16 protein-coding genes and 2 pseudogenes are annotated in these 21,957 nt (G+C 72.1%); 5 read left to right on the top strand and 13 right to left on the bottom strand.

Annotated elements, in window-relative coordinates:
• Positions 1 to 120: 120 nt before the first annotated feature.
• Positions 121 to 374, bottom strand: a pseudogene (locus IE140_RS36345) (nitrate reductase); the annotation flags it as partial.
• A 24-nt stretch (positions 375 to 398) separates the two neighbouring features.
• On the opposite strand from IE140_RS36345, the pseudogene IE140_RS36340 reads away from it, so the two are divergent.
• Positions 399 to 599: pseudogene (locus tag IE140_RS36340) on the top strand (amidohydrolase family protein); the annotation flags it as partial.
• 29 nt (positions 600 to 628) lie between these two features.
• Here IE140_RS36340 and IE140_RS35440 read toward each other — a convergent pair.
• The 5 genes from IE140_RS35440 to serA form a co-directional block, all read right to left on the bottom strand.
• A complete protein-coding gene (locus IE140_RS35440; RefSeq protein WP_030078930.1) occupies positions 629 to 1,411 on the bottom strand; it encodes an isoprenyl transferase in 783 nt (260 codons plus the stop codon).
• Between the two features lie 104 nt (positions 1,412 to 1,515).
• Complete coding sequence (locus tag IE140_RS35435) at positions 1,516 to 2,046, bottom strand: hypothetical protein (RefSeq protein ID WP_150197009.1); 531 nt, start codon at positions 2,044 to 2,046, stop codon at positions 1,516 to 1,518.
• Entirely contained in the window at positions 2,043 to 2,741 is a 699-nt protein-coding gene (locus IE140_RS35430; RefSeq protein WP_150197008.1) for a hypothetical protein, read from the bottom strand. The genes IE140_RS35435 and IE140_RS35430 overlap by 4 nt, the downstream gene beginning before the upstream one ends.
• A gap of 82 nt (positions 2,742 to 2,823) precedes the next feature.
• Positions 2,824 to 5,283, bottom strand: a complete 2,460-nt coding sequence (locus tag IE140_RS35425; protein WP_150197007.1) for a Tox-REase-5 domain-containing protein — start codon at positions 5,281 to 5,283, stop codon at positions 2,824 to 2,826.
• A 193-nt stretch (positions 5,284 to 5,476) separates the two neighbouring features.
• A complete protein-coding gene (gene serA, locus IE140_RS35420) occupies positions 5,477 to 7,069 on the bottom strand; it encodes a phosphoglycerate dehydrogenase (protein WP_150197006.1) in 1,593 nt (530 codons plus the stop codon).
• Between the two features lie 174 nt (positions 7,070 to 7,243).
• Here serA and IE140_RS35415 point away from each other — a divergent pair, with 174 nt between their 5' ends.
• Positions 7,244 to 7,390, top strand: a complete 147-nt coding sequence (locus IE140_RS35415) for a hypothetical protein (RefSeq protein WP_167533555.1) — start codon at positions 7,244 to 7,246, stop codon at positions 7,388 to 7,390.
• Here the strand turns inward: IE140_RS35415 and ilvC are convergent.
• The 5 genes from ilvC to IE140_RS35390 all read right to left on the bottom strand — a co-directional run bounded on the left by ilvC (position 7,387) and on the right by IE140_RS35390 (position 15,337).
• Complete coding sequence (gene ilvC, locus IE140_RS35410; protein ID WP_006127786.1) at positions 7,387 to 8,388, bottom strand: ketol-acid reductoisomerase; 1,002 nt, start codon at positions 8,386 to 8,388, stop codon at positions 7,387 to 7,389. The two genes, IE140_RS35415 and ilvC, sit on opposite strands and share 4 nt — an antisense overlap.
• 143 nt (positions 8,389 to 8,531) lie before the next feature.
• Positions 8,532 to 9,059 carry an acetolactate synthase small subunit gene (ilvN, locus tag IE140_RS35405; RefSeq protein ID WP_006127785.1) on the bottom strand — a complete coding sequence of 176 codons (528 nt, stop codon included), beginning with the start codon at positions 9,057 to 9,059 and terminating at the stop codon, positions 8,532 to 8,534.
• 23 nt (positions 9,060 to 9,082) lie between these two features.
• Positions 9,083 to 10,930, bottom strand: coding sequence for an acetolactate synthase large subunit (locus tag IE140_RS35400; RefSeq protein ID WP_150197005.1), 1,848 nt, complete (start codon positions 10,928 to 10,930; stop codon positions 9,083 to 9,085).
• 218 nt (positions 10,931 to 11,148) lie between these two features.
• On the bottom strand, positions 11,149 to 13,980 hold the full coding sequence (locus IE140_RS35395; protein WP_189461071.1) for a putative bifunctional diguanylate cyclase/phosphodiesterase: 2,832 nt from the start codon (positions 13,978 to 13,980) through the stop codon (positions 11,149 to 11,151).
• Between the two features lie 409 nt (positions 13,981 to 14,389).
• A complete protein-coding gene (locus IE140_RS35390) occupies positions 14,390 to 15,337 on the bottom strand; it encodes a 2-hydroxyacid dehydrogenase (RefSeq protein WP_150197914.1) in 948 nt (315 codons plus the stop codon).
• 165 nt (positions 15,338 to 15,502) lie between these two features.
• Here IE140_RS35390 and IE140_RS35385 point away from each other — a divergent pair, with 165 nt between their 5' ends.
• The 3 genes from IE140_RS35385 (at position 15,503) to IE140_RS35375 (ending at position 18,073) form a co-directional block, all read left to right on the top strand.
• On the top strand, positions 15,503 to 16,459 hold the full coding sequence (locus IE140_RS35385) for an aldo/keto reductase (protein ID WP_189461069.1): 957 nt from the start codon (positions 15,503 to 15,505) through the stop codon (positions 16,457 to 16,459).
• 120 nt (positions 16,460 to 16,579) lie between these two features.
• Positions 16,580 to 17,794, top strand: coding sequence for a PQQ-dependent sugar dehydrogenase (locus IE140_RS35380; RefSeq protein ID WP_150197910.1), 1,215 nt, complete (start codon positions 16,580 to 16,582; stop codon positions 17,792 to 17,794).
• Between the two features lie 39 nt (positions 17,795 to 17,833).
• Positions 17,834 to 18,073, top strand: coding sequence for a DUF6191 domain-containing protein (locus IE140_RS35375; RefSeq protein ID WP_150197908.1), 240 nt, complete (start codon positions 17,834 to 17,836; stop codon positions 18,071 to 18,073).
• Here IE140_RS35375 and IE140_RS35370 read toward each other — a convergent pair.
• Both IE140_RS35370 and IE140_RS35365 read right to left on the bottom strand, forming a co-directional pair.
• A complete protein-coding gene (locus tag IE140_RS35370; RefSeq protein ID WP_189461065.1) occupies positions 18,058 to 21,300 on the bottom strand; it encodes a helix-turn-helix transcriptional regulator in 3,243 nt (1,080 codons plus the stop codon). The two genes, IE140_RS35375 and IE140_RS35370, sit on opposite strands and share 16 nt — an antisense overlap.
• Positions 21,301 to 21,302: 2 nt before the next feature.
• Positions 21,303 to 21,479 (bottom strand): hypothetical protein, encoded by a 177-nt coding sequence (locus IE140_RS35365; protein WP_167533589.1) that lies wholly within the window; start codon positions 21,477 to 21,479, stop codon positions 21,303 to 21,305.
• Between the last annotated feature and the right edge of the window lie 478 nt (positions 21,480 to 21,957).

The raw sequence follows: 21,957 nt of genomic DNA, 5'->3' as shown, positions 1-21,957 counted from the left end.
TGGTGCGTGCGATCGCAAGGCGCCGGAATGGTCTTGTAGCGGAGCTACCAGGGCATTTCGGTAACGCAGCGAGCGTGCGTGCCAGGCGTCGCGCGGCAGACGGCAGTTTGACGACAGGACCTAGGCCCGCGGGGCGTCCCGTCCCGGGCGCATCAGAAGCGCGTAGCTTCCGGCGGCGACGAGCATGCCCACCGGGAGCGACAGGTCCACGCCGCCCAGAGCCGCCGCGACCGGCCCGGTGTACACGGTGTCCACACACAGGGCCGCGGCGGCGACACCCGCCGCGAGAGCGAGGGCCCCGGAACGTTGACCCCGCCCGTGTACCAGAACCGGCTGCCGGGGCTCTCGTCCGTCAGCGCGGGGCCGTCGTAGCGAGCAGACGACTCACCGCCCTCGAAGCGCTCCAGGGCATGACGGTCAACGCCGCCTGGGCGGCGGGCGAGGAGCACGAGGCGGGCCGCCTCGCCGTGGGCCACCGCCCCGACTTCACGGTCTTCGCGGACAGCCCGCTGACCACGACGGCGGTCGAGCTGCCGGACCTGCCGGTGCTGCTCACGGTCGTCGACGGCCGGCCCACCCACCGCGACGCGTCGCTCTGAGCACTCGTCACGCCCCGGGGCGGCAGGCGCTACTTGCCGAAGCGGCGTTCCCGGTTGGCATACGAGCGCAGCGCGCGCAGGAAGTCCACGTGGCGGAACGCCGGCCAGTAGCAGTCCACCCAGTGCATCTCGGCGTACGCGGACTGCCAGAGCAGGAAGCCGGACAGGCGCTGCTCGCCGGAGGTGCGGATGATGAAGTCGGTGTGGTCGGCGACGGGTGAGTAGAGGTGCCGGGAGATGTCGTCGATCCCGAACCGGGCGACCAGTTCGGCCGGGTCGCCACCGGCCGCGATGTGCTCCTCGAAGGCGCTCTTCACGGCGTCGACGATCTCGCGCCGGCCTCCGTAGCCGACCGCCACGTCCACCTTGAGTCCGCCGCGGCCGGTCGTGGCGGCGGTGGCCTCCTTGAGCACGCGGGCACTGGTGCCGGGCAGCATGTCGAGCGAGCCGATCGCCCGGACCTCCCAGTCCCGGCCCTCGGCGGTGATGTCCCGGACGGTCTCCTCGATGACCTCGATCAGTGGGCCGAGCTCCTCGGCGGGGCGGCCCAGGTTGTCGTCGGAGAGCATGAAGAGGGTCACGTGCTCGATCCCCGCGGCCGTGCACCAGCCCAGGAACGTGGTCACCTTGGCGCCGCCCGCCCGGTAGCCCTCCCGGACGTCCGTGTGCCCTGCCTTGCGGGCCCAGCGCCGGTTGCCGTCGACCATGATCCCGACGTGCTGGGGGCGCGGCAGTCCCACCAGGCCGGCGGCGAGCCGGCGCTCGTACACCGCTTCGATGGGCCTTCGGAGGAACAGGGGAAGCAGTTTCATGAACCTTCTCCAGCACGGGACAGCTCACGGGAGCGCTGATGTCGACGGACCTTATCAGCGGCTCCGGCCCGCGCCTGTCGGCATCGGGCGGAGCCGGACGGTCCTCACAACGGCCCGTCGAAGGGGGCCGGTTCCGGGACCGGGCGGTCGCTGACCAGGGCGGCCAGCACGAACGGCGCGTCCCCGTCACTGTGGCCGACGATCAGGGCGATCCACCGGCCGCCCGGATCGACGGGGCCCCAGACCTCCAGGTCTCCGTACAGGTCCTGGGAGAACAGCGCCTCGAACAGCGGCTCCACCGTCGATCCGCCCTGCCGCCGCATCAGCGGCCCGTCCAGCCGCACCGTGCGGTGCGGCCCCCAGCGCTCGCCCAACACCCGGGCCACCTCGGCCAGATGGGCCTCGGCGGCCTCCTCGGCGTCGTTCCACTCGGGGGCGTACACGCCGGTGAGCGAGTCGCCCTCCCAGAGCGGCACGATCCGGAAGCCCTCTCCGACGGTGACCGTCCACTCGCCGGTGACCGGGTCGCCCTCGGCGGCAGTGGGGCCGAGGGCCGGCACGGGGGCGGCGAGAAGCTCGGTGACCTCCGCCGCCGCACGTTCAGCGTCGAAGGCCTCGCCCGCCCGGGAGGTCACAGGGCCGCCCGGTCCATGGGGCGGGGCAGCGGGGCCAGCGCCCCCGCCTCGCGCAGCCGCTCGTACACACGCACCACGGTCGCACTGTCACCCGGAGCCGAGATACTCAGCAACTCCCCACCGCCGGGCAGGGGTTGACGGACCGTCTCCAGGTCGTCGGGGACGAGGGCGGCGCGGGCCGGGGAGAGATAACCGGCTCGCCCGACGACGGGGTCGCCGACGGAGTACCCGGCGTCGTCCTCCAGCGCGTCCAGGACGTCGTCGTCGCTCACATCGCCGAAGTCCGGCTCCCACACCCGGGCCAGGAGGGTGAGCAGGGCCTCCTCGGGGACCACGGCCTCGTCCGGGGCGTGCAGGATGATCGCGAGCGACTGGAGCAGGAACTCCGGCGCGCCCCCGGCCAGTCCGCTGACCTCGGCCTGCCAGCCGGGCGCGCCGGTCCCGACGAGCCGCAGCCCGGTCCCGGTGAGGTCCGACCAGTCGGTCGCGCTCTGGGCGGTGCGGAGCGCGCCGAGCAGGACGTCCCGGTCGGCGGTGAAAGCGGTGGCGGGTCCGTTCCCGTGGACCTGGCTCCAGACGTCGGCAGCCTGCGGGACCAGCTCGGCGATCCCGTCGAGGGTCCGCAGCCACCGGTCGGCCACCGCCTCGACAGCCTCCGGCCGGGGACCCCAGAAGCCCCGCACTACACGTCGCATGCTCGTCTCTCCTCCGTCGGCCTGCCCGCTGCACGCGGCTCCCCCGGCCGGCCGGCGGCCGGGGATCACCACGCGTTGCAGGCTAGTCGAAGGCTTCCGGTTTCCTGGTGCTGTCGCCCGGGTGGGGCTTGGTGTGCACCACCTTGATCGGCAACCCCTCGTCACGGAACGCCTTGCGGGCGGCCTTGGCCACGTCCGGGTCGGAGAAGTGCCACTCCACGCTCCGGCCGCCGGCCGCCTCGACCTGGGCGCGGGCCTCGGTGACGAACTTGTCCTTGCCGGACTGGGTCAGGGAGCCCCTGTCCGACTGGGACAGATAGCTGCCGTAACCGTTCTTGGCCTCCAGGAAGGTCTGCCGGGAGGAGTCCCAACCGTCGTACTCCACCGCCGGTTTGCCCTCGCGCGGATGCGGGACGACGTACTCCTGGCCGCGGTTGGTGCCGGTCACTTGCTCCTGGTAGCGGAGCCAGGACTCGTTCTTCCAGTTCGGCGCGGGGTTGCGGTCCCGGCTGGCCCAGTAGCCGTCGCCCGCGTCGGCGTCGCCGAGCGTACGGTCCTTGAGGTCGTCGGCCCAGGACGGCGGGTTGTAGTTGCGCGGGTCGGAGGTGTCGTTGTGCTTCGGCTCCGGGTACTTCTTCTTGTCCGCCTCCGCCCGGCGCGCCCGGTCCGGCTCCTCCAGCCGCTTCTGGTCCAGGTGTGCCTGACGTTCCGCCGCCCGCGCCTCCTCGGCCGCCTTCTTGGCCGCCTCGTCGCAGCCGCCCTCGGCGAGGACGATCCGGCCCGGGGAACCGCCCGCGAGCACGCCGGTGCCCGCGCCCGGCACACCGCCGAACCCGCCTCCGCCGTACGGGACCCTGGGCGGTCCGCCCGCGATGACGCAGCCGGTTCGGCGCGCCGCGTCCTCGGCGCTGTCCGCCGCCTCGTCGGCCTCCTTCGCCGCCTTGCGTACGCCGTCGAGATCGCCCGCGTCCGCGGCCTGCCGGGCCCGGCGGGCGGCGGCGCTCGCATCGCCCGCCGCGTCCGCGACCTCGGAGGCCACCTTGCCGATCTTCCCGAGCTTCCCGGCCTTGCCGACCACCTTGGCCACGTTGTAGCCGGGGATGAACAGCGAGCCGACGTTCCAGATCACATCGGTGACGGCCCGGGTCTTCTCGCCGTTGTTCCAGCGCTCGCGGACCTCGTCGCCGACGAAGATGTCGTCGCCGACCGTGATCACCGTGTTGACGGAGGCCCCGCCCCAGTCCAGGAGCGCGCCCAGGTAGTCGCCGTCGGCCCACTTGTCGCCCGCGCCCTCGGAGTCGGTGACCCACTGGTCGCCGAGCTGCTTGCCGTAGTCGACGAGGCCCGACCAGGTCTCCGGCTTGAACAGGTCGATGATCCCGGTGATGTCACCCCAGATCCCGTCGACCACAATGCCCTTGACCACCTGGGTCGTACGGTCCCAGGCGCAGCCGAAGAAGCCCCAGCCGCCGCAGTCCTCCTGCTCCTCGGCCTGCTCGCCGCCCTCGCCCTCACCCTCGCCGTCGTCGGACGCCTGTACGTCGTAGGCGGCCTCGGGCTCCTCGTTGTCCTCGGAGTAGGTGTCCTCGCCGGTGCCGGGCCGCCCGTCGTCGGGGCCTCCGGTGCCACCGCTGGAGGAGTCGGCGCCCCCGGTGCCTTCGGAGCCGCCGGTGCCCTCCGTGCCACCGGAGCCGCCCGTACCACCGGAGCCCTCTGTGCCACCGGAGCCCTCTGTGCCGCCCGTCGCGTCGCCGCCGGTCGTGCCACCCGTGGTCGTGCCACCCGTGGTCGTCGAACCACCGTCGGCGGCCCCGCCGTCCGCACCGCCATCCGCGCCCGCCGACGCACCGCCGTCCGCACCGCCGCCCGGGTCGTCCCCCGCCACCGTGTCGCTGCCTCCGGGCGACACCGGGCACGAACTGCCCGTCAGCGAGCAGATCGCCGATTGGAGGCCTTCCGTGATCCGGCCGCCGAGGCCGCCCACCGTCAGCGCGCCGATCAGTGCGACGACGATCAGGACCAGGCCCAGATACTCCAGCGCGGACTGCCCGCGGTCCCGGCGCCAGGTGATCATGTGCGGGAGCGAGAACTTCGGCGGCTCCCCGCGCTCCCGGGGCGGCAGCAGGAACCACGCGCGGCTCTGCGGACGGCGCAGCAGCACCAGGATCAGGACGGGCAGCACCAACTGGGTGATCCCGTCCGGCGAGCCGTCCGACAGATTGCCGAGGCCGCCGATGATCAGCCAGATCTGGACGGCGACGATCCCCCACAGCACGCGCCGACCGCCCGTACGCAGGTGCCGGGCCAGCAGGGCGCAGAGCACCCCGGGCGCGGAGGCGTACAGCAGGATGCCGAACACCTGGGCGCCCATGGCGTCGGCGGCCAGCGCGGAGCCGGAGAGGCCGACCGCGCCGAGGACCGTCGCGCCGAGCAGGACGAGGAGGGCCACGCGGACCACGGCGAGCGGGCCCGGGAGGTCACGCCGGGGGGCGGCGGCCGGAGCCGGGCCTCCCGCTACGGGTATGCCACCGACAGCAGACATACGTGATCCGACCCCCGGTGCCCATGAGTGACATGACAACCGGTCACCCTAGGGTCGGGCGCCTCGCACGTCGTGGGTCCCAGGGCCCAACCCCGGGCCCACAGGGGTGGATCGGGCCGCTCGGACGCCGGAAACGCGACTGCCGGGCGCCCCCGGTGAAGGGGCGCCCGGCAGCCGGGTCGTACGGGGTGGGTCAGTCGGTGAGGTTCACCGAGCGGGCCGAGGACGCGCCGATCTCCTCGGCGATCTCGGTCAGCACCGGCTGCGGGACCGTCTCGTCGACGGTGAGGACGACCAGCGCCTCGCCGCCCTCGGCGGCCCGCGAGACCTGCATGCCCGCGATGTTCAGCCCGGCCTCGCCGAGGATCTTGCCGACCGTGCCGACCACACCGGGACGGTCCTGGTAGCGCAGGACGACCATGTGGTCGGCGAGCGTCAGGTCGACGTCGTGCTCGCCGATGGCCACGATCTTCTGGAGGTGCTTCGGGCCGGCCAGCGTGCCGGATACCGCGACCTCCTCGCCGCTGCCGAGCGTGCCGCGCACGGTGACCACGTTGCGGTGGTCGGGCGACTCGGAGCTGGTGGTGAGGCGGACCTCGACACCGCGCTCCTGCGCGAACAGCGGGGCGTTGACGTAGGAGACGGTCTCGTCGACGACGTCCTCGAAGACGCCCTTGAGCGCGGAGAGCTCCAGCACCTTCACGTCGTGCTGGGTGATCTCGCCGTACACCTCGACGTCGAGGCGGGCCGCGACCTCGCCGGCCAGCGCGGTGAAGATCCGGCCGAGCTTCTCGGCGAGCGGCAGACCGGGGCGTACGTCCTCGGCGATGACGCCGCCCTGGACGTTGACCGCGTCCGGGACCAGCTCACCGGCGAGCGCGAGGCGCACCGACTTGGCGACCGCGATGCCCGCCTTCTCCTGCGCCTCGTCGGTGGAGGCGCCGAGGTGCGGGGTGCAGACGACCTGGTCGAACTGGAACAGCGGGGAGTCCGTGCAGGGCTCCTTCGCGTACACATCGAGGCCGGCGCCGGCGACGCGGCCCTCCTTGAGCGCGGAGTACAGCGCCTCCTCGTCGACGATCCCGCCGCGCGCGGCGTTGACGATGCGGACCGACGGCTTCACCTTGTGCAGCGCCTCGTCCCCGATGAGGCCGAGGGTCTCGGGGGTCTTCGGCAGGTGCACGGTGATGAAGTCGGCGACCTCCAGCAGCTCGTCCAGGCTGAGGAGCTTGACGCCCATCTGCGCGGCGCGGACAGGCTGGACGTAGGGGTCGTAGGCGACGATCTTCATGCCGAAGGCCGACATGCGCTGGGCGACCAGGACGCCGATGCGGCCGAGGCCGACGACGCCGAGGACCTTCTCGCTGAGCTCGACCCCGGTGTACTTGGAGCGCTTCCACTCGCCGTTCTTCAGCGCGGTGTTGGCCTGCGGGATGTTGCGCGCGGTGGCCACCAGCAGACCGCAGGCCAGCTCGGCGGCGGTGACGATGTTGGAGGTCGGGGCGTTGACGACCATCACGCCGGCCTTGGTGGCGGCGGAGACGTCCACGTTGTCCAGGCCGACGCCCGCGCGGGCCACGACCCGGAGCTTCCTGGCGGCGGCGAGGGCCTCGGCGTCGACCTTGGTGGCGGAGCGCACCAGGATCGCGTCGACGTCGGCGATCGCGGGGAGCAGCTCGGCGCGGTCCGCGCCGTTGCAGTGCCGGATCTCGAAATCCGGACCCAGGGCGTCGACCGTGGCGGGCGACAGCTCTTCAGCGATGAGTACGACAGGTTTCGAGCTCACGTGAGTCCTCACAAGTCCAGTGCGGACGGCCGTCCCGACGGCCGCAGGCGGTGGAGGGGCTAGCCGCGTGGTAGACGCACGACACTGTGGGCCCTGACGCGTGTATGTGTTGAGAAGTGTAGTCATGCGACGGGCCGTGTACCGCGCCCCCGTGGAAGGATCACCCGCACGAGGGTGGACGTGGTGTACAGCCGTACGGAACGCCCCTGGGGCAGTGCGGAGCGGGGCGGGTCCGTGGTGTACAGCCGTACGGAACGCCCCTGGGGCAGTGCGGAGCGGGGCGGGTCCGTGGTGGACCCGCCCCGCTCCCCCGAGGCCTAGGCCTCTTCGTCGTTCACCCAGCTCATGAGCTTGCGCAGCTCGCGGCCCGTGGTCTCCAGCAGGTGGTCGCTGTCGGCCTTCTTGTACTCGTTGTACTTGGGCAGACCGTTGTGGTACTCGGCCATCCAGTTCTTGGCGAAGGTGCCGTCCTGGATCTCGGCGAGGACCTTCTTCATCTCGGCCTTGGTGGCGTCGGTGATGATCCGGGGGCCGGTGACGTAGTCGCCCCACTCGGCGGTCTCCGAGATGGACCAGCGCATCTTCTCCAGGCCGCCCTCGTACATGAGGTCGACGATGAGCTTCAGCTCGTGCAGGCACTCGAAGTACGCGATCTCGGGCTGGTAGCCGGCCTCGGTCAGCGTCTCGAAGCCGGCCTTGACCAGGGCGGCGGTGCCACCGCAGAGGACGGCCTGCTCACCGAACAGGTCGGTCTCGGTCTCCTCGGTGAAGGTGGTCTTGATGACGCCGGCGCGGGTGCCGCCGATGCCCTTGGCGTACGAGAGGGCGAGCTCCAGGCCCTTGCCCGTGGAGTCCTGCTCGACGGCCACGATGCAGGGGACGCCGCGGCCCTCCTCGTACTGGCGGCGGACCAGGTGGCCGGGGCCCTTGGGGGCGACCATGCAGACGTCGACGTCGGCCGGGGGCTTGATGAAGCCGAAGCGGATGTTCAGGCCGTGGCCGAAGAACAGCGCGTCGCCCGCCTTGAGGTTGTCCTTGACGGACTCCTCGTAGACCTGGGCCTGGATCGGGTCCGGGACGAGGATCATGATGACGTCGGCCTCGGCGGCCGCCTCGGAGGGGGTCACCACGCGCAGGCCCTGCTCCTCGGCCTTGGCCTTGGACTTCGAGCCCTCGTGCAGACCGACGCGGACGTCGACGCCGGAGTCGCGGAGCGACAGCGCGTGGGCGTGGCCCTGGCTGCCGTAACCGAGAACCGCGACCTTGCGGCCCTGGATGATGGACAGGTCGGCATCGTCGTCGTAGAACAGCTCGGCCACTGGGTCTTCTCCTTGGTGTGCAGGTGTTGCGTCCCACCGTACGGCGGGTGCGTCGGGTGCGTTGTCGGGTCTCGCCATGCGAGCGGAGAGCGGGTCCGGCCGTCGCGCGGCAGGCCCCTGGGCTCCGCCCGGGGTCCGTCCGCTCAGGCCGAGCGGTCGAGGGCGCGCAGGGACCGGTCGGTGATCGAGCGCGCGCCGCGCCCTATGGCGATGGTGCCGGACTGGACGAGCTCCTTGATGCCGTACTGCTCCAGCATCTTGAGCATCGCCTCCAGCTTGTCGGCCCCTCCGGTCGCCTCGATCGTGACGGCCTCCGGGGAGACGTCGACGGTCTTGGCGCGGAACAGCTGGACGATCTCGACGATCTGGGAGCGGGTCTCGCTGTCGGCGCGGACCTTCACCAGGACGAGCTCCCGCTGGATCGCAGCGGACGGCTCGAGTTCGACGATCTTCAGGACGTTGACCAGCTTGTTGAGCTGCTTGGTCACCTGCTCCAGGGGCAGGCCCTCGACATTCACGACGATGGTGATGCGGGAGATGTCGGGGTGCTCGGTCGTACCGACCGCGAGCGAGTCGATGTTGAAGCCGCGTCGGGAGAACAGAGCGGTGATCCGGGCGAGGACACCGGGCTTGTTCTCGACCAGGACGGAGAGCGTGTGCTTTTCGGACATGGGAGTCGTTCTCTCTCTGTCTCTCAGTCGTCTTCGTTGTCGCCGAAGTCGGGGCGGACGCCGCGCGCGGCCAGGACCTCGTCGTTGGAGGTGCCGGCGGCGACCATCGGCCAGACCATGGCGTCCTCGTGGACGATGAAGTCGATCACGACGGGGCGGTCGTTGATGGCGTTGGCCTCTTCGATGACCTTGTCCAGGTCGGCCGGGTCCTCGCAGCGGATGGCGTGGCAGCCCATGGCCTCGGACAGCTTGACGAAGTCCGGGACACGGGTGCCCTTGGCGGGGGCGTCCGGGCCGGAGTGCAGGACGGTGTTGGAGTAGCGCTGGTTGTAGAAGAGGGTCTGCCACTGGCGGACCATCCCGAGGGCGCCGTTGTTGATGACGGCGACCTTGATCGGGATGTTGTTGAGCGCGCAGGTGGCCAGTTCCTGGTTGGTCATCTGGAAGCAGCCGTCGCCGTCGATGGCCCAGACCGTGCGCTCGGGGGCGCCGGCCTTGGCTCCCATCGCGGCGGGGACCGCGTAGCCCATCGTCCCGGCGCCGCCGCTGTTGAGCCAGGTGGCGGGCTGGTCGTAGTCGATGTAGTGCGCGGCCCACATCTGGTGCTGTCCGACGCCCGCCGTGAAGATCGTGCCTTCGGGGGCGAGCTTGCCGATGCGCTGGATGACCTGCTGCGGGGAGAGGCTGCCGTCCTCGGGCAGGTCGTAGCCCAGGGGATAGGTCTCGCGCCAGCGGTTGAGGTCCTTCCACCAGGCGGCGTAGTCGCCGGTGTTGCCCTCGGTGTGCTCCACCTGGACGGCCTGGACCAGGTCGGCCAGGACCTCGCGGGCATCACCGACGATCGGCACGTCGGCGGTGCGGTTCTTGCCGATCTCGGCGGGATCGATATCGGCGTGGACGATCTTGGCGTACGGGGCGAAGCTGTCCAGCTTGCCGGTGACGCGGTCGTCGAAGCGGGCTCCGAGGGCGACGATCAGGTCGGCCTTCTGCAGCGCGGTGACGGCGGTGACCGCTCCGTGCATGCCCGGCATTCCCACGTGCAGCGGGTGGCTGTCGGGGAAGGCGCCAAGCGCCATCAGGGTGGTGGTGACGGGCGCTCCGGTCAGCTCCGCGAGGACCTTCAGCTCGGCGGTGGCCCCGGCCTTCAGGACGCCGCCGCCGACGTACAGCACGGGACGCTTGGACTGGGTGATCAGCTTCGCGGCCTCGCGGATCTGCTTGGCGTGCGGCTTGGTCACCGGGCGGTAGCCGGGCAGGTCCTGGGTGGGCGGCCAGCTGAAGGTGGTCTTCGCCTGGAGGGCGTCCTTGGCGATGTCGACGAGGACCGGTCCGGGGCGGCCGGTGGAGGCGATGTGGAAGGCCTCGGCGATGGTGTGCGCGATGTCCTCGGCCCGGGTGACCAGGAAGTTGTGCTTGGTGATCGGCATCGTGATGCCGCAGATGTCGGCTTCCTGGAAGGCGTCGGTGCCGATCGCCTTGGAGGCGACCTGGCCGGTGATCGCGACGAGCGGAACGGAGTCCATGTGCGCGTCGGCGATCGGGGTGACCAGGTTGGTCGCACCGGGGCCCGAGGTGGCCATGCAGACGCCGACCTTGCCGGTGGCCTGCGCGTATCCGGTGGCGGCGTGGCCCGCGCCCTGCTCGTGACGGACCAGGACGTGACGGACCCGGGTGGAGTCCATCAGCGGGTCGTAGGCGGGGAGGATGCAGCCGCCGGGGATGCCGAATACCGTGTCGGCGCCGACTTCCTCAAGAGAACGGATGAGGGACTGCGCGCCCGTGACGTGCTCAACGGTGGCGGACGGCTGTCCGCCGGAACGGGCGCGCGGCTGCGGGTGGTGGGCCCCGGTGGCCTGCTCGGTCATCGGCATTCTCTTCTCGAAGCTGAGGGTTTTCGCGGGTGTTTTGCGGCGTTTTGAGAGGTGTCAGTGCAACAAAAAACCCCTCGTGCCGTGAGGCAAGCGAGGGGAGCGCGCCGGGTGCGGTCCGCAGAGTGTCATGGAGTGACTCTGCTTCAGCCGACGCGCTTTCCAAGTACGAGAATTCGGGTGCGCATGGCATTGACCCTCTCTCCGGCACGCATGACGTGTCAAGTGGGTGGGACAGGCGTCTCAGTATGTGATCCGGTGAGCAGGGGGATCGAGCCGCCCGCCATCACCGGCCGGGGGCTCGGGACGCCCGGTACCGGGAACTCCCCGCGGACCAGGGCGCGGCGCAGCCGGTACTCGTCGAGCGGGCCCGAGAAGGCCATCCCCTGGCCGTGGGTGCACCCCATGGCGCGCAGGGCGAGGACCTGCTCGGGGACGTCGACGCCATCGGCGACGGACTGGAGGCCGAGGTCGCAGGCGATCCGGAGAAGGCCGCTGGTGATCTTGTGCAGCCTGGCCGATTCGACCACTCCCTCCACCAGGTTCCGGTCGAGCTTCAGTACGTCGATGGGGAGCCGGCGCAGCGCGTTGATCGCCGCGAATCCGCTGCCGAAGCCGTCGAGCGCGATCCGTACGCCGAGTCGGCGCAGCGCCACGAGGCGCTGCTCCAGGGCGTCGAAGGAGACGCGGGGGTCGCTGTCGGCGACCTCGATCATCAGGGCGCCGGAGGGCAGCCCGTGCCGGGTCAGCAGCGCCTCGATGGAGCCGGGCGGCGGGGCGGCGTCCAGCAGCCGGGCGGCCGAGAGCCGTACGGAGACGGCGACGGGGTGTCCGGCCCTGGCGCGGTCGGCGGCCTGGGCCACGGCCTCCTCCAGGAGCCAGCGGCCGAGCTCGGCGGTGCGGTCGTCGTCGCCGGAGACCCGCAGGAACTCGGCGGGGGTGAACAGGATGCCCTGGGCGGAGCGCCAGCGGGCCTGGGCGGCGACGGCGGCGACGGAGCCGCTGGCGAGGTGGACGACGGGCTGGTGGAGCAGGGCGAACTCGCCGTCGCGCAGGGCGGTGCGCAGCCGCGTGGCCAGCTCCGAGCGGCGTACGACGTCGGCCTGCATCTGCGGGGCGTACAGCTCGACCCGGTCCTTGCCGCCGGCCTTGGCGCGGTACATCGCGAGGTCGGCGTTGCGCATGAGGTCCGTGGGGGTGATGGCGGGCTCGGCGAAGGCCATCCCGATGGACGCGGCCACCCGGACCTCGCTGGCGCCGATCCGGTAGGGCTGGGAGAGGGTGAGGCGGAGCCGGTCGGCGATCTCGTGGACCTGGTACTCGCGGGCGCCCTGGTCGCGGGTGCCGTCGCCCATGATGAGCGCGGCGAATTCGTCGCCGCCGAGCCGGGCCGCCGTGTCGCCGGCCCGCACGGATTCCTGGAGGCGGCGGCCGGCCTGGATGAGCAGTTCGTCGCCCGCCTGGTGGCCGATGGTGTCGTTGACCTGCTTGAAGCCGTCGAGGTCGATGAAGAGGACGGCGGTGCCGAGGTCACCGGCCCGGCGGCCGCCGAGCGCCTGGCGGACCCGGGCGGTGAACAGGGCCCGGTTGGGCAGGTCGGTGAGCGGGTCGTGCTCGGCGTTGTGCTGCAACTGGGCCTGCAGCCTGACCCGTTCGGTGACGTCCCGGCTGTTGAGGAGGAGGCCGCCCTGGTGGCGGTTGACGGTGGACTCGACGTTGAGCCAGTCGCCGGTGCCGGAGCGGAAGCGGCACTCGATGCGGGTGGTGGGCTCCTCGTGGGGCGGGGTGGCGAGGAAGCGCCGCACCTCGTGGACGACTCGGCCGAGATCCTCGGGGTGGATGATCGAGGACAGCTCGGCGCCGACCAGGTCCTCCGCCTCGCGCCCGTAGACCCCGGCGGCGGCGGGACTGACGTAGCGCAGGGTGCCGTTGGGCGCGGCGATCATGATGACGTCGCTGGAGCCCTGCACCAGGGAGCGGAAGTGGTTTTCCTTCTGGGCCAGCTCCTGGGTGAGGGAGATGTTGTCCAGCAGCATGATGCCCTGCCGGACGACCAGTGCCAGGACGACGGTGCAGGCGGTGAAGATGACGACCCGGTCCACCCGGCGGCCGTCGACCACGTTGTACAGGATGCCGAGGGTGCAGACGGCGGCGGCGAGATACGGGGTGAGGGCGGCGAGGGAACCGGCGATCGGGCGGCTGGCGATGGCGCGCGGGGGGCCCGGCCGGGGGGGGCGGCGAACTCCGCGCCGGGCGCCCCAGGGGGCGTACGCGAGGAGCAGCGACCCGGCGAACCAGCCGGCGTCGAGCAGCTGGCCCGAGTGGTAGGTGGAGCGCAGCAGCGGTGAGGTGAACACCGCGTCGCTCAGCACGGTGAGCGCCAGGGCGGCGATGGCGGTGTTGACCGCGGAGCGGTTGACTCCGACCCGCCGGAAGTGCAGGGCGAGGACCATCGAGACGAGCACGATGTCGAGCAGCGGATAGGCCAGCGACAGGGCCGCGGGGGCGACGCTGGTGTCCTGGAAGCCCGCCATGTGCGCGGTGTGCGCGGTGTGCGCGAGGGCGAGGCTCCAGGCGAGCGTCAGCAGGGAGCCGCCGATCAGCCAGGCGTCCAGGGCGAGGCAGACCCAGCCGGCCCGGGTGACGGGCCGTTTGGCGAGGACGAGCAGCCCGATGATGGCGGGCGGAGCGAAGCAGAGGAAGAACACGTCGGCGAGGGAGGGCGTGGGCACGGGGACGCCGAGGATCACCTCGTACCACCCCCAGACGGCGTTTCCGCAGGCCGCCATCAGGGAGGAGAGCGAGAACAGCATCCAGGCGGGCCGCAGCCGGCCCGCACCCGTCCGCGCGTACAGGAAGCACGAGACCGCGGCGACCAGCGCGGCTGCGGCGAGTCCGAAGTCGCCCATGAAGAGCGCGACTTGCGGTGACCCCCAGCCGAGGGCGGCGCCCACCGAATATCCGGCGCAGACGAGACCGAGCAGGATCCGGGACCGCATCCCGGTGGCGCCGGACTCGGACCGCGGGGCGAGCAGGGCCCCCAGCGCGCTCACCGGAGGGCTCCCCGCCCCGGGCCCGCCGGGCAGGCGCTCCCCGGCGCCTGGCTCCGCGCGGAGCCTCTCCTGTGCCGCTCGCTCCGTGGCGGCCCCGGCCGCTCCCGGGTCACCGCTCCGTGGCATGGATCCGGCCATCGACGGGTGGTGCGCCCCCTGGGCGCGGACGGCCGCGACCGTCCGCTCGTCCGCGTCGGCTCGTCTCTCCATGGCCAGCACATCGCCCGTCGCCCCCTCGCGTTCCGGTGCTCCCCCCGCGCCGTCCCTTGCACGGCGCAGCCCCCCGGGTCGGACGATACACCAGATCCGTCACTCAGGGCCATAGCTTCTCTACGCTCTGTAACGAAATGCGAGGTGAGCGGCACTGCGTGCACCCGGACCACCCCGTAGCGTGGCTGCCGGGGCGGGATCAGCCGGTGGTCGCGACCAGGTTGTGCAACGGCTCTCCGGCGGTGAACCGGGTGAGCTGGGCGGCCATCAGCCGCTTGGCGCGAGGTTCGAACGCCGAGGTGCTGCCGCCCACATGAGGGGTGATCAAGACATTCGGAGCATGCCAGAGAGGATGGCCCTGGGGCAGGGGTTCGGGATCGGTCACATCGAGGGCGGCCCGCAGCCGTCCGGATTCCAGTTCGGTCAACAGGGCCTTGGTGTCGACGACTCCGCCGCGTGCGACATTGACGAGAAGGGCGCCGTCGGGCATCGCGGCGAGGAAGTCGGTGCCCACCAGCCCCTGCGTGGACGGGTTCAGCGGGGTGGAGAGGATCACGATGTCGGCCTCGGGCAGCAGGGTGGGCAGATCGTCGAGCGTGTGTACGGGGCCGCGTGCGGTGGTCCGCGCGGAGCGCGCGACGCGCGCCACCCGCGCGCACTCGAAGGGGGTGAGCCGGTCCTCGATGGCCGAGCCGATGGAGCCGTACCCCACGATGAGGACGGACTTGTCGGCGAGCGCCGGGTAGAAGCCGGAACGCCACTCCTCCTTGTCCTGGCCGTGGACGAACCCGGGAATCCCGCGCAGGGAGGCCAGGATGAGTCCGAGGGTCAGCTCGGCGGTGGACGCCTCGTGGACCCCCTTGGCGTTGCAGAGCCGCACCCCGGCGGGCAGCAGGGGGAGGCCGGGCTCGACGTGGTCGATGCCGGCGGAGAGCGTCTGCACCACCTGGACCGAGGTCATCGAGGCGAGCGGGCGCTGCGCGACCTCGGGGCCCTGCATGTAGGGAACGACGTAATAGGCGCAGTCGGCCGGATCGGCGGGGAAGTCCGGGCCGCCGTTCCAGAAGAGGTAGTTGGGCCCTTCCGGGAGCCCGTCGATCTCCTCGGCCGGGAAGGGCAGCCATACGTCAGCAGTCGTCGCAGTCATGGTCGGGAGGCTATGCGACGGGTGTGCGAGCACTCCAGGGCGGCTGCGCGAAGACCCGGGGACGCCAGAGGTTACTTTTGGGTGCGGTACGGCCCCGTGCCGACGGGAGAGCATGGAGGGTTCGGGGAGTTGGAGTGCAGGACTATCGGGGCGGCGGGGCTTGCCGTGGGTGCGGTCGGGCTCGGCTGTATGCCGATGAGCTGGGGTTACAGCGCGTCGCAGCAGCTCGGCGACCGCTCGGTGCGGACGGTGCACGCGGCACTGGACGCGGGCGTCCGGCTGCTCGACACCGCGGACATGTACGGCCCGTTCACCAATGAGCTGCTGGTGGGGCGGGCGCTGAAGGGCCGCCGCGAGGAGGCGTTCGTCTCCACCAAGTGCGGGCTGCTGGTGGGCGATCAGCACATCGTCGCGAACGGCCGGCCCGGGTACGTCCGGCGGGCCTGCGACGCCTCGCTGCGACGGCTCCAGACCGATGTGATCGACCTGTACCAGCTGCACCGGGCCGACCCCGAAGTGCCGGTGGAGGAGACCTGGGGCGCGATGGCGGAGCTGGTCACCATGGGCAAGGTGCGCTCGCTGGGGCTGTGCGCCGTGGGGGCGCGGGCCCCGCGCCGGTCGGGCGAGAGTCCGTTCGAGGGAACGATCCGGCAGTTGGAACGGATCCAGCAGGTCTTCCCGGTCAGCGCCGTCGAGGCGGAGCTGTCGGTGTGGTCGCGGGATGCTCTGGCGGAGCTGCTGCCGTGGTGCGTGGCGCGCGGGGTCGGGCTGCTGGCCGCGATGCCGCTGGGCAGCGGTTATCTGACCGGGACGCTGAAGCCGGGGCAGGGGTTCGAGCCGGAGGATCTGCGGGCCAGGCATCCGCGGTTCACGGCCGAGGTGATGGCGGCGAACCAGCCGGTGGTGGCCGGTCTGCGGCGGGTGGCGGAGCGCCGGGGGGTGACCGTGGCGCAGGTGGCGCTGGCGTGGGTGCTGCGCCAGGGCCCGCATGTGGTGCCGGTGCCGGGGGCGAAGCGGGAGCGGTGGGCGGTGGAGAACGCCGGGGCGGCGCGGGTGGTCCTGGAGGACCGGGACCTGGCGGAGATCGACGCGCTGCCCGCCGCCCGCGATTCCTGGGACTGAGCGGGGCGACCCGTACGGCGGGAGAATGGGCGGATCGGGAACTTCTGGACCGGCCGGGGCAGTAGGAACGGGTGAGGGTGCAGGAGCAGGTGTCGGGCAACCGTCGAAAGGATCGGTTCCGTGCGTGGTGCTCTGTTCGGACGTGTGCAGTCCCCGGCCGTGCGCAGGGGGGTGCTGGCCGCGGTGGTGTCGGCGGCCCTGCTGCTGTCCGCCGCGTGTTCCGGCGACGGGGGCGGGGAGGGCGGTGCGTCCGGGCGGCCGGCCGGTTCCCCGACCGCCTCGGGATCCGCTTCCCCGGCCTCGCCGGGCCGGTCGGCGGATCTGCCGCCCGAGAAGGGTTCGGCGAAGGTCGTCTCGACGCTGACGGAGAACCTGAAGTCGCCCTGGGGTCTGGCCGCGCTGCCGGGCGGTGATCTGCTGGTGTCCTCGCGGGACGAGGGCACGATCCACCGGATCGACGGCGAGAGCGGCAAGCAGACGCTGCTGGGCTCGGTGCCCGGGGTCGCCCCGGCCGGCGAGGGCGGACTGCTCGGACTCGCCGTCTCGTCCACGTTCGGCGCGGACCAGTTGGTGTACGCGTACTTCACGACCACGTCCGACAACCGGATCGCCCGGATGAGTTACGACGAGAAGCGCCCGGCGGGACAGCAGCTCGGCGCCCCGGACACCGTGCTGCGCGGTATCCCCAAGGGCAGCATCCACAACGGCGGCCGGATCGCCTTCGGCCCGGACAAGATGCTGTACGCGGGCACGGGTGAGGCCGGGGACACGGAGCTGTCGCAGGACAAGGAGTCGCTGGCGGGCAAGATTCTGCGGATGACCCCCGACGGCGAGCCGGTGCACGGCAATCCGGAGGCGGACTCGGTGGTGTATTCGTACGGGCACCGCAATGTGCAGGGGATCGCGTGGGACGCGGAGAAGCGTCTGTGGGCCGCCGAGTTCGGGCAGAACACCTGGGACGAGCTGAATCTGATCGAGCCCGGCGGGAACTACGGCTGGCCCGAGGTGGAGGGCCGGGAGGGCGAGGACGGGTTCATCGACCCGGTGGCGCAGTGGAAGACCTCGGAGGCCTCCCCCAGCGGGATCGCGTACGCGGAGGGCTCGATCTGGATGGCCGGGCTGCGCGGTGAGCGGCTGTGGCGGATTCCGTTGTCCGGCGAGAAGGCCGGGGAACCTCTCGCGGACCCCCAGGCGTTCCTGGAGGAGGAGCACGGCCGCCTGCGCACGGTGGTGAGCGCGGGGACCGACCGCCTGTGGCTGCTCACCAGCAACACGGACGGACGGGGAACGGAGCGGGACGGGGACGACAGGATCCTTCAGGTCGAGGTGGAGTAGCGGGCCGCCCCGCGCGGCATGTCGGAGGGAGCACGGCCGGTGTTCAATTTCTTCGAGGAGCTCTTCGCCCCGGGGCGCAAGCACGCCTCGGACGAGCAGAAGCGGCTGGAGCTGAGCCGGGTCGATCTCGGCATCGGCGATCCGCACCGGGGGCCGATAGACCTGACCTCGGGGAAGGTCACCGTGCGTCCCCCGGACACGGAAACGGGCACGGACCCGGAGTCAGAGTCGGTCTCGGACTCGGACTCGGACTCGGAAGAGCCCTACGCCGCCGGGTAGAGCCTCAGGCGGTGGGCGAGGGCGGCTGCCTCGCCGCGGCTGGAGACGCCGAGCTTGGCCAGGATGTTGGAGACGTGGACGCTCGCGGTCTTCGGGGAGATGAACAGCTCCTCGGCGATCTTCCGGTTGGTGTGTCCGGCCGCGACCAACCGGTGCACGTCCTGCTCGCGCGGGGTCAGCCCGAAGGACGCCACGGCGGCGATGGCGGGGTCCTCATCCTCGGCCGGCGGCCGGCCGGGGCCGTCGGCGGCGGATGCGGGGGCCAGGACGGCCGGGTGGATCCCGGCGTCGGAGCCGGGTGCCGCGCCGGGGTCGTCGAGGGTGATGCGGGCGCGGGCGGCCAGCTGTTCGACCGCCTCGGCGAGCGGGCGCGCGCCGAGCCGCCCGGCGGCCTCCTGGGCGCGGTGCAGCAGGGCCGTGGCGGTGGACCGGCAGCCGGGGGCGATGAGCAGGGACTCCGCCCAGCGGTGGTGGATCTGGGCCAGATGGTACGGACGGCACAGCGGGCCGAAGGCCTCCGCGGCGCGGGCCCAGTGGTCGGGCGTGTCCGTGCCCTCCGCACGGGCCAGCTCCGCCTCGATGAAGACCCCGAAGGCCTCCCACACGGGGACGAGCATCGGGAGGGTCTTCGCACACCGGCGGATCAGGGCGAGCAGCTCCGGACGGTCCGGTTCGGCGGCGGGCAGTCCGCGATGGTCCGCCTCGATCATGGCGGCGGTCCGGAGCAGCGGCAGGGCGTAACGCTGGGTGCCGGGCGGGAAGCCGGCCCTGGCCAGCTCCTCGAACGCGGCCCGTGCCTCGGCGAGCCTGCCCTGGGAGGCGGCCAGCACCATGCCGAGGCGGACGGGGTCGATCGTGTGCTGGTGCTGCGGGTCGCGGTGCCCGAAGTGCCTGCGGACCAGGGCGAGCTGCTCCTCCGCCTCGGCCGTGTCCCCCCGGGCGACGGCCAGTTCGGTACGGCGGAGCGCGGCGAGGCCCTTCGCCCGGGGGCCCAGCGCCAGGCGGGCGGAGGACGCGGCGGCGGTCTCGCTCTGGGCCCAGTGCCCGAGGGAGAACAGGGACTCGGACTGGTTGGCGTACACCCAGGCGCCGGAGTCGGCCAGGCCGTGGCTGTGGCAGATCTCGATGCCGTGGTCGGCGGCGGCGACGGCCTCCAGCGAGCGGCCCATCGACTCCAGCGAGGAGGGCAGGTTGATGCTGACCCGGCCCAGGAGGTTCATCAGGTGCAGCTGTTCGGCGCGGTCCCGGACCGCGTACATCTCGGCGAGGCCCTCCTCGACGCCGCCCGCGTCGGCGACGAGCCAGCCGCGGGTGAGGCGGGCGTGCAGCTCGATGTACTCGTCGCCGACGAGCCGGGCGTACTCCACGGCGCGGTCGCTGTCGGCGAGCGCCTGCGGGCCCGGCTGGTGGAGCGCCTTCCAACTGGCCACGTTCGTGTGGACGTCGGCCTGCACGGGCGACGGCGGCAGCCCCCGCACCAGCTCCTGGGCGGCGGCCAGCTCCTCCCAGCCGTCCCCCTTGTCGAGCCCCTGCACGAGCCGGCTGCGCTGCACCAGGAACCAGGCCTCGCGCAGCGGGTCGGCCTCGGCGGCCAGGACCCGCATGGCCTTCTTGGAGATGGCCAGGGCGCGTTTGCGGTCGCCGCCGAAGTGGGCGGCGACGGTGGCCTCGGCCATCACGTCGAGGTAGCGCAGGGGCGTGTTCTCCGGGTCGCAGGCGGAGGCCGGGTAGACCTCGGCGTAGTCGAAGGGGCGGAGGGTGGCGAGGACTTCACCGGGGACATCGTCCCAGAGTTCCATCGCCCGCTCCAGGAGCCGCAGTTGCTCGGAGTAGGCATAGCGGCGGCGGGCCTCGACGGCGGCCCGGAGCACGGCGGGCAGGGCCTTGGCGGCGTCGTGGGCGGCGTACCAGTAGCTGGCGAGCCGGGTGGCGCGTTCGTCGTCGCGGACGAGGGAGGGGTCGGACTCCAGGGCTTCGGCGTACCGGCGGTTGACGCGGGTGCGCTCCCCGGGCAGCAGGTCGTCGCTGACGGCCTCGCGGACCAGGGAGTGCCGGAAGCGGTAGCCGTCGCTGTCGGGCGCGGGTTGCAGCAGGTTGGCGCCGACGGCCGCGCGCAGGGCCTCGTCGAGGTCGTCCTCGCCGAGCCCGGCGACGGCGGCCAGCAGTTCGTGTTCGACGAAGGAGCCGCCCTCGGCGACGATCCTGGCGATCCGCTGGGCGTGCTCGGGAAGCGCCTCCACGCGGACGAGCAGGAGGTCGCGGAGCGATTCGGAGAGCCCGGAGCTGTCGCCGCAGCACTCCAGGGAGCCGGCCAGCTCCTCGACGAAGAAGGCGTTGCCGTCGGAGCGTTCGAAGATCTCGTCGACGAGTGCGGCCTCGGGGATCTCGGCGAGGATGCCGGCCAGCTGGCGGCCGACCTCGTCGTGGCTGAACCGGTCGAGTTCGACGCGGGTGACGGTACGCAGCCGGTCCAGCTCGGCGAGGAGCGGGCGCAGGGGGTGGCGGCGGTGGATGTCGTCGGCGCGGTAGGTGCCGACGACCATGAGGCGGCCGGTGCTCAGGGTACGGAAGAGATAGGCGAGCAGATGCCGGGTGGAGGCGTCCGCCCAGTGCAGATCCTCCAGGACGAGGACGACCGGGCGGTCGGCGGAGATCTGCTCCAGCAGGCGTCCGGCGAGTTCGAAGAGGCGGGCGGTGCTGTACTCGTCGGTGGCGTCCCGGCGGGCCTCGCCCAGCTCGGGCAGGAGGCGGGCCAGCTCGCCCTCCTTGCCGGCGCAGGCGGCGGCCATCTCCTCGGGCAGAGCGCGCCGCAGGGCGCGCAGGGCGGCCGGGAAGGGGGCGAACGGCAGCCCGTCGGCCCCGATCTCGACGCAGGATCCGACGGCGACCACGGCGTCGCGACGCTCGGCCGCCGCGACGAACTGCTCGACCAGGCGGGTCTTGCCAACGCCCGCCTCGCCGCCGATCAGCAGCGCCTGCGGATCGCCGGAAGCGGCCCGTGCCAGCGCCTCGGTGAGCGAGGCGAGCTCTTCGGCGCGCCCGACGAACACGGGGCTGACTGACCTGTTCTCCACGCCGCCGAGCATCGCATACGCATACGAGGCGGCGGGAGTCCTTTCGCGCAGGGTGATCATGCTCGCCGCACGTGCCGGGCCCGCCGCGCCCGGTCCGGAAGGGGCGGCGGCGGGACCGGCGTCCGGCACGGGGATCGTCCCGGGCCGGGCCATCGTCAGGCGGCCGGGGCGAAGCGGTTGCGGTCGCTCTCCCTCACCTTCCCCTCCGGATCCTGGCGTCCGGTTCGGCGGGCGGCCCGGCGGGCGCGGCGGGCCCGGCCGATCTCGCGCTCGGCGTCCGCCCGGCGGATCAGCTCGGCGGAGGCGGAGCGGTAGATCTCGTACTCGTACATGGTCTTCCCCTGATTCCTGGTCGTGGCAGCGGACCGGAGGGGGGTCCGGCCGGTCGGCCGGGGCCCTGTGTTCGCTGTGTGTCCACTCTCGTCGGCCAGGTGGGGGTGGGGCATCGGGCGAGTTCCGCATCTTCGCGGGGACGGGGGCCTTAGGCGGGCCCGTCCGGTGCCCGAGGGGCGGACGGTGGCCTTAGGGCCTTTCGTTTGGATCATGCCGGGCTCGCGGGCCCCGGCACGCACATCTGCGGCGTAGTCGTCAATCACCAACGCTCCGCGTTGCCTCAATCCTCCGCCTTGCAGCTGCACGCACCGGACCCCGCTCCCTTACCCGACCTGATCCAAACGACAGACCCTAGTAGGGCTTTGTTACGTCTCTGGGCAAGTAGTCGCTCTGGTGGTTTCCTGCTGGTATGAGGGTGGATGAACTCGTTTCGTGCAGGGGCCGGTTGGAGGAGTTTGCCGGGGAGGTGTTCGCGCC

The sequence above is a fragment of the Streptomyces parvus genome, assembly GCF_014648875.1.
GTDB lineage: Bacteria > Actinomycetota > Actinomycetes > Streptomycetales > Streptomycetaceae > Streptomyces > Streptomyces parvus.
Note: the sequence above shows the minus strand (reverse complement) of the source record. Positions and strands in the feature narration are given on the sequence as shown.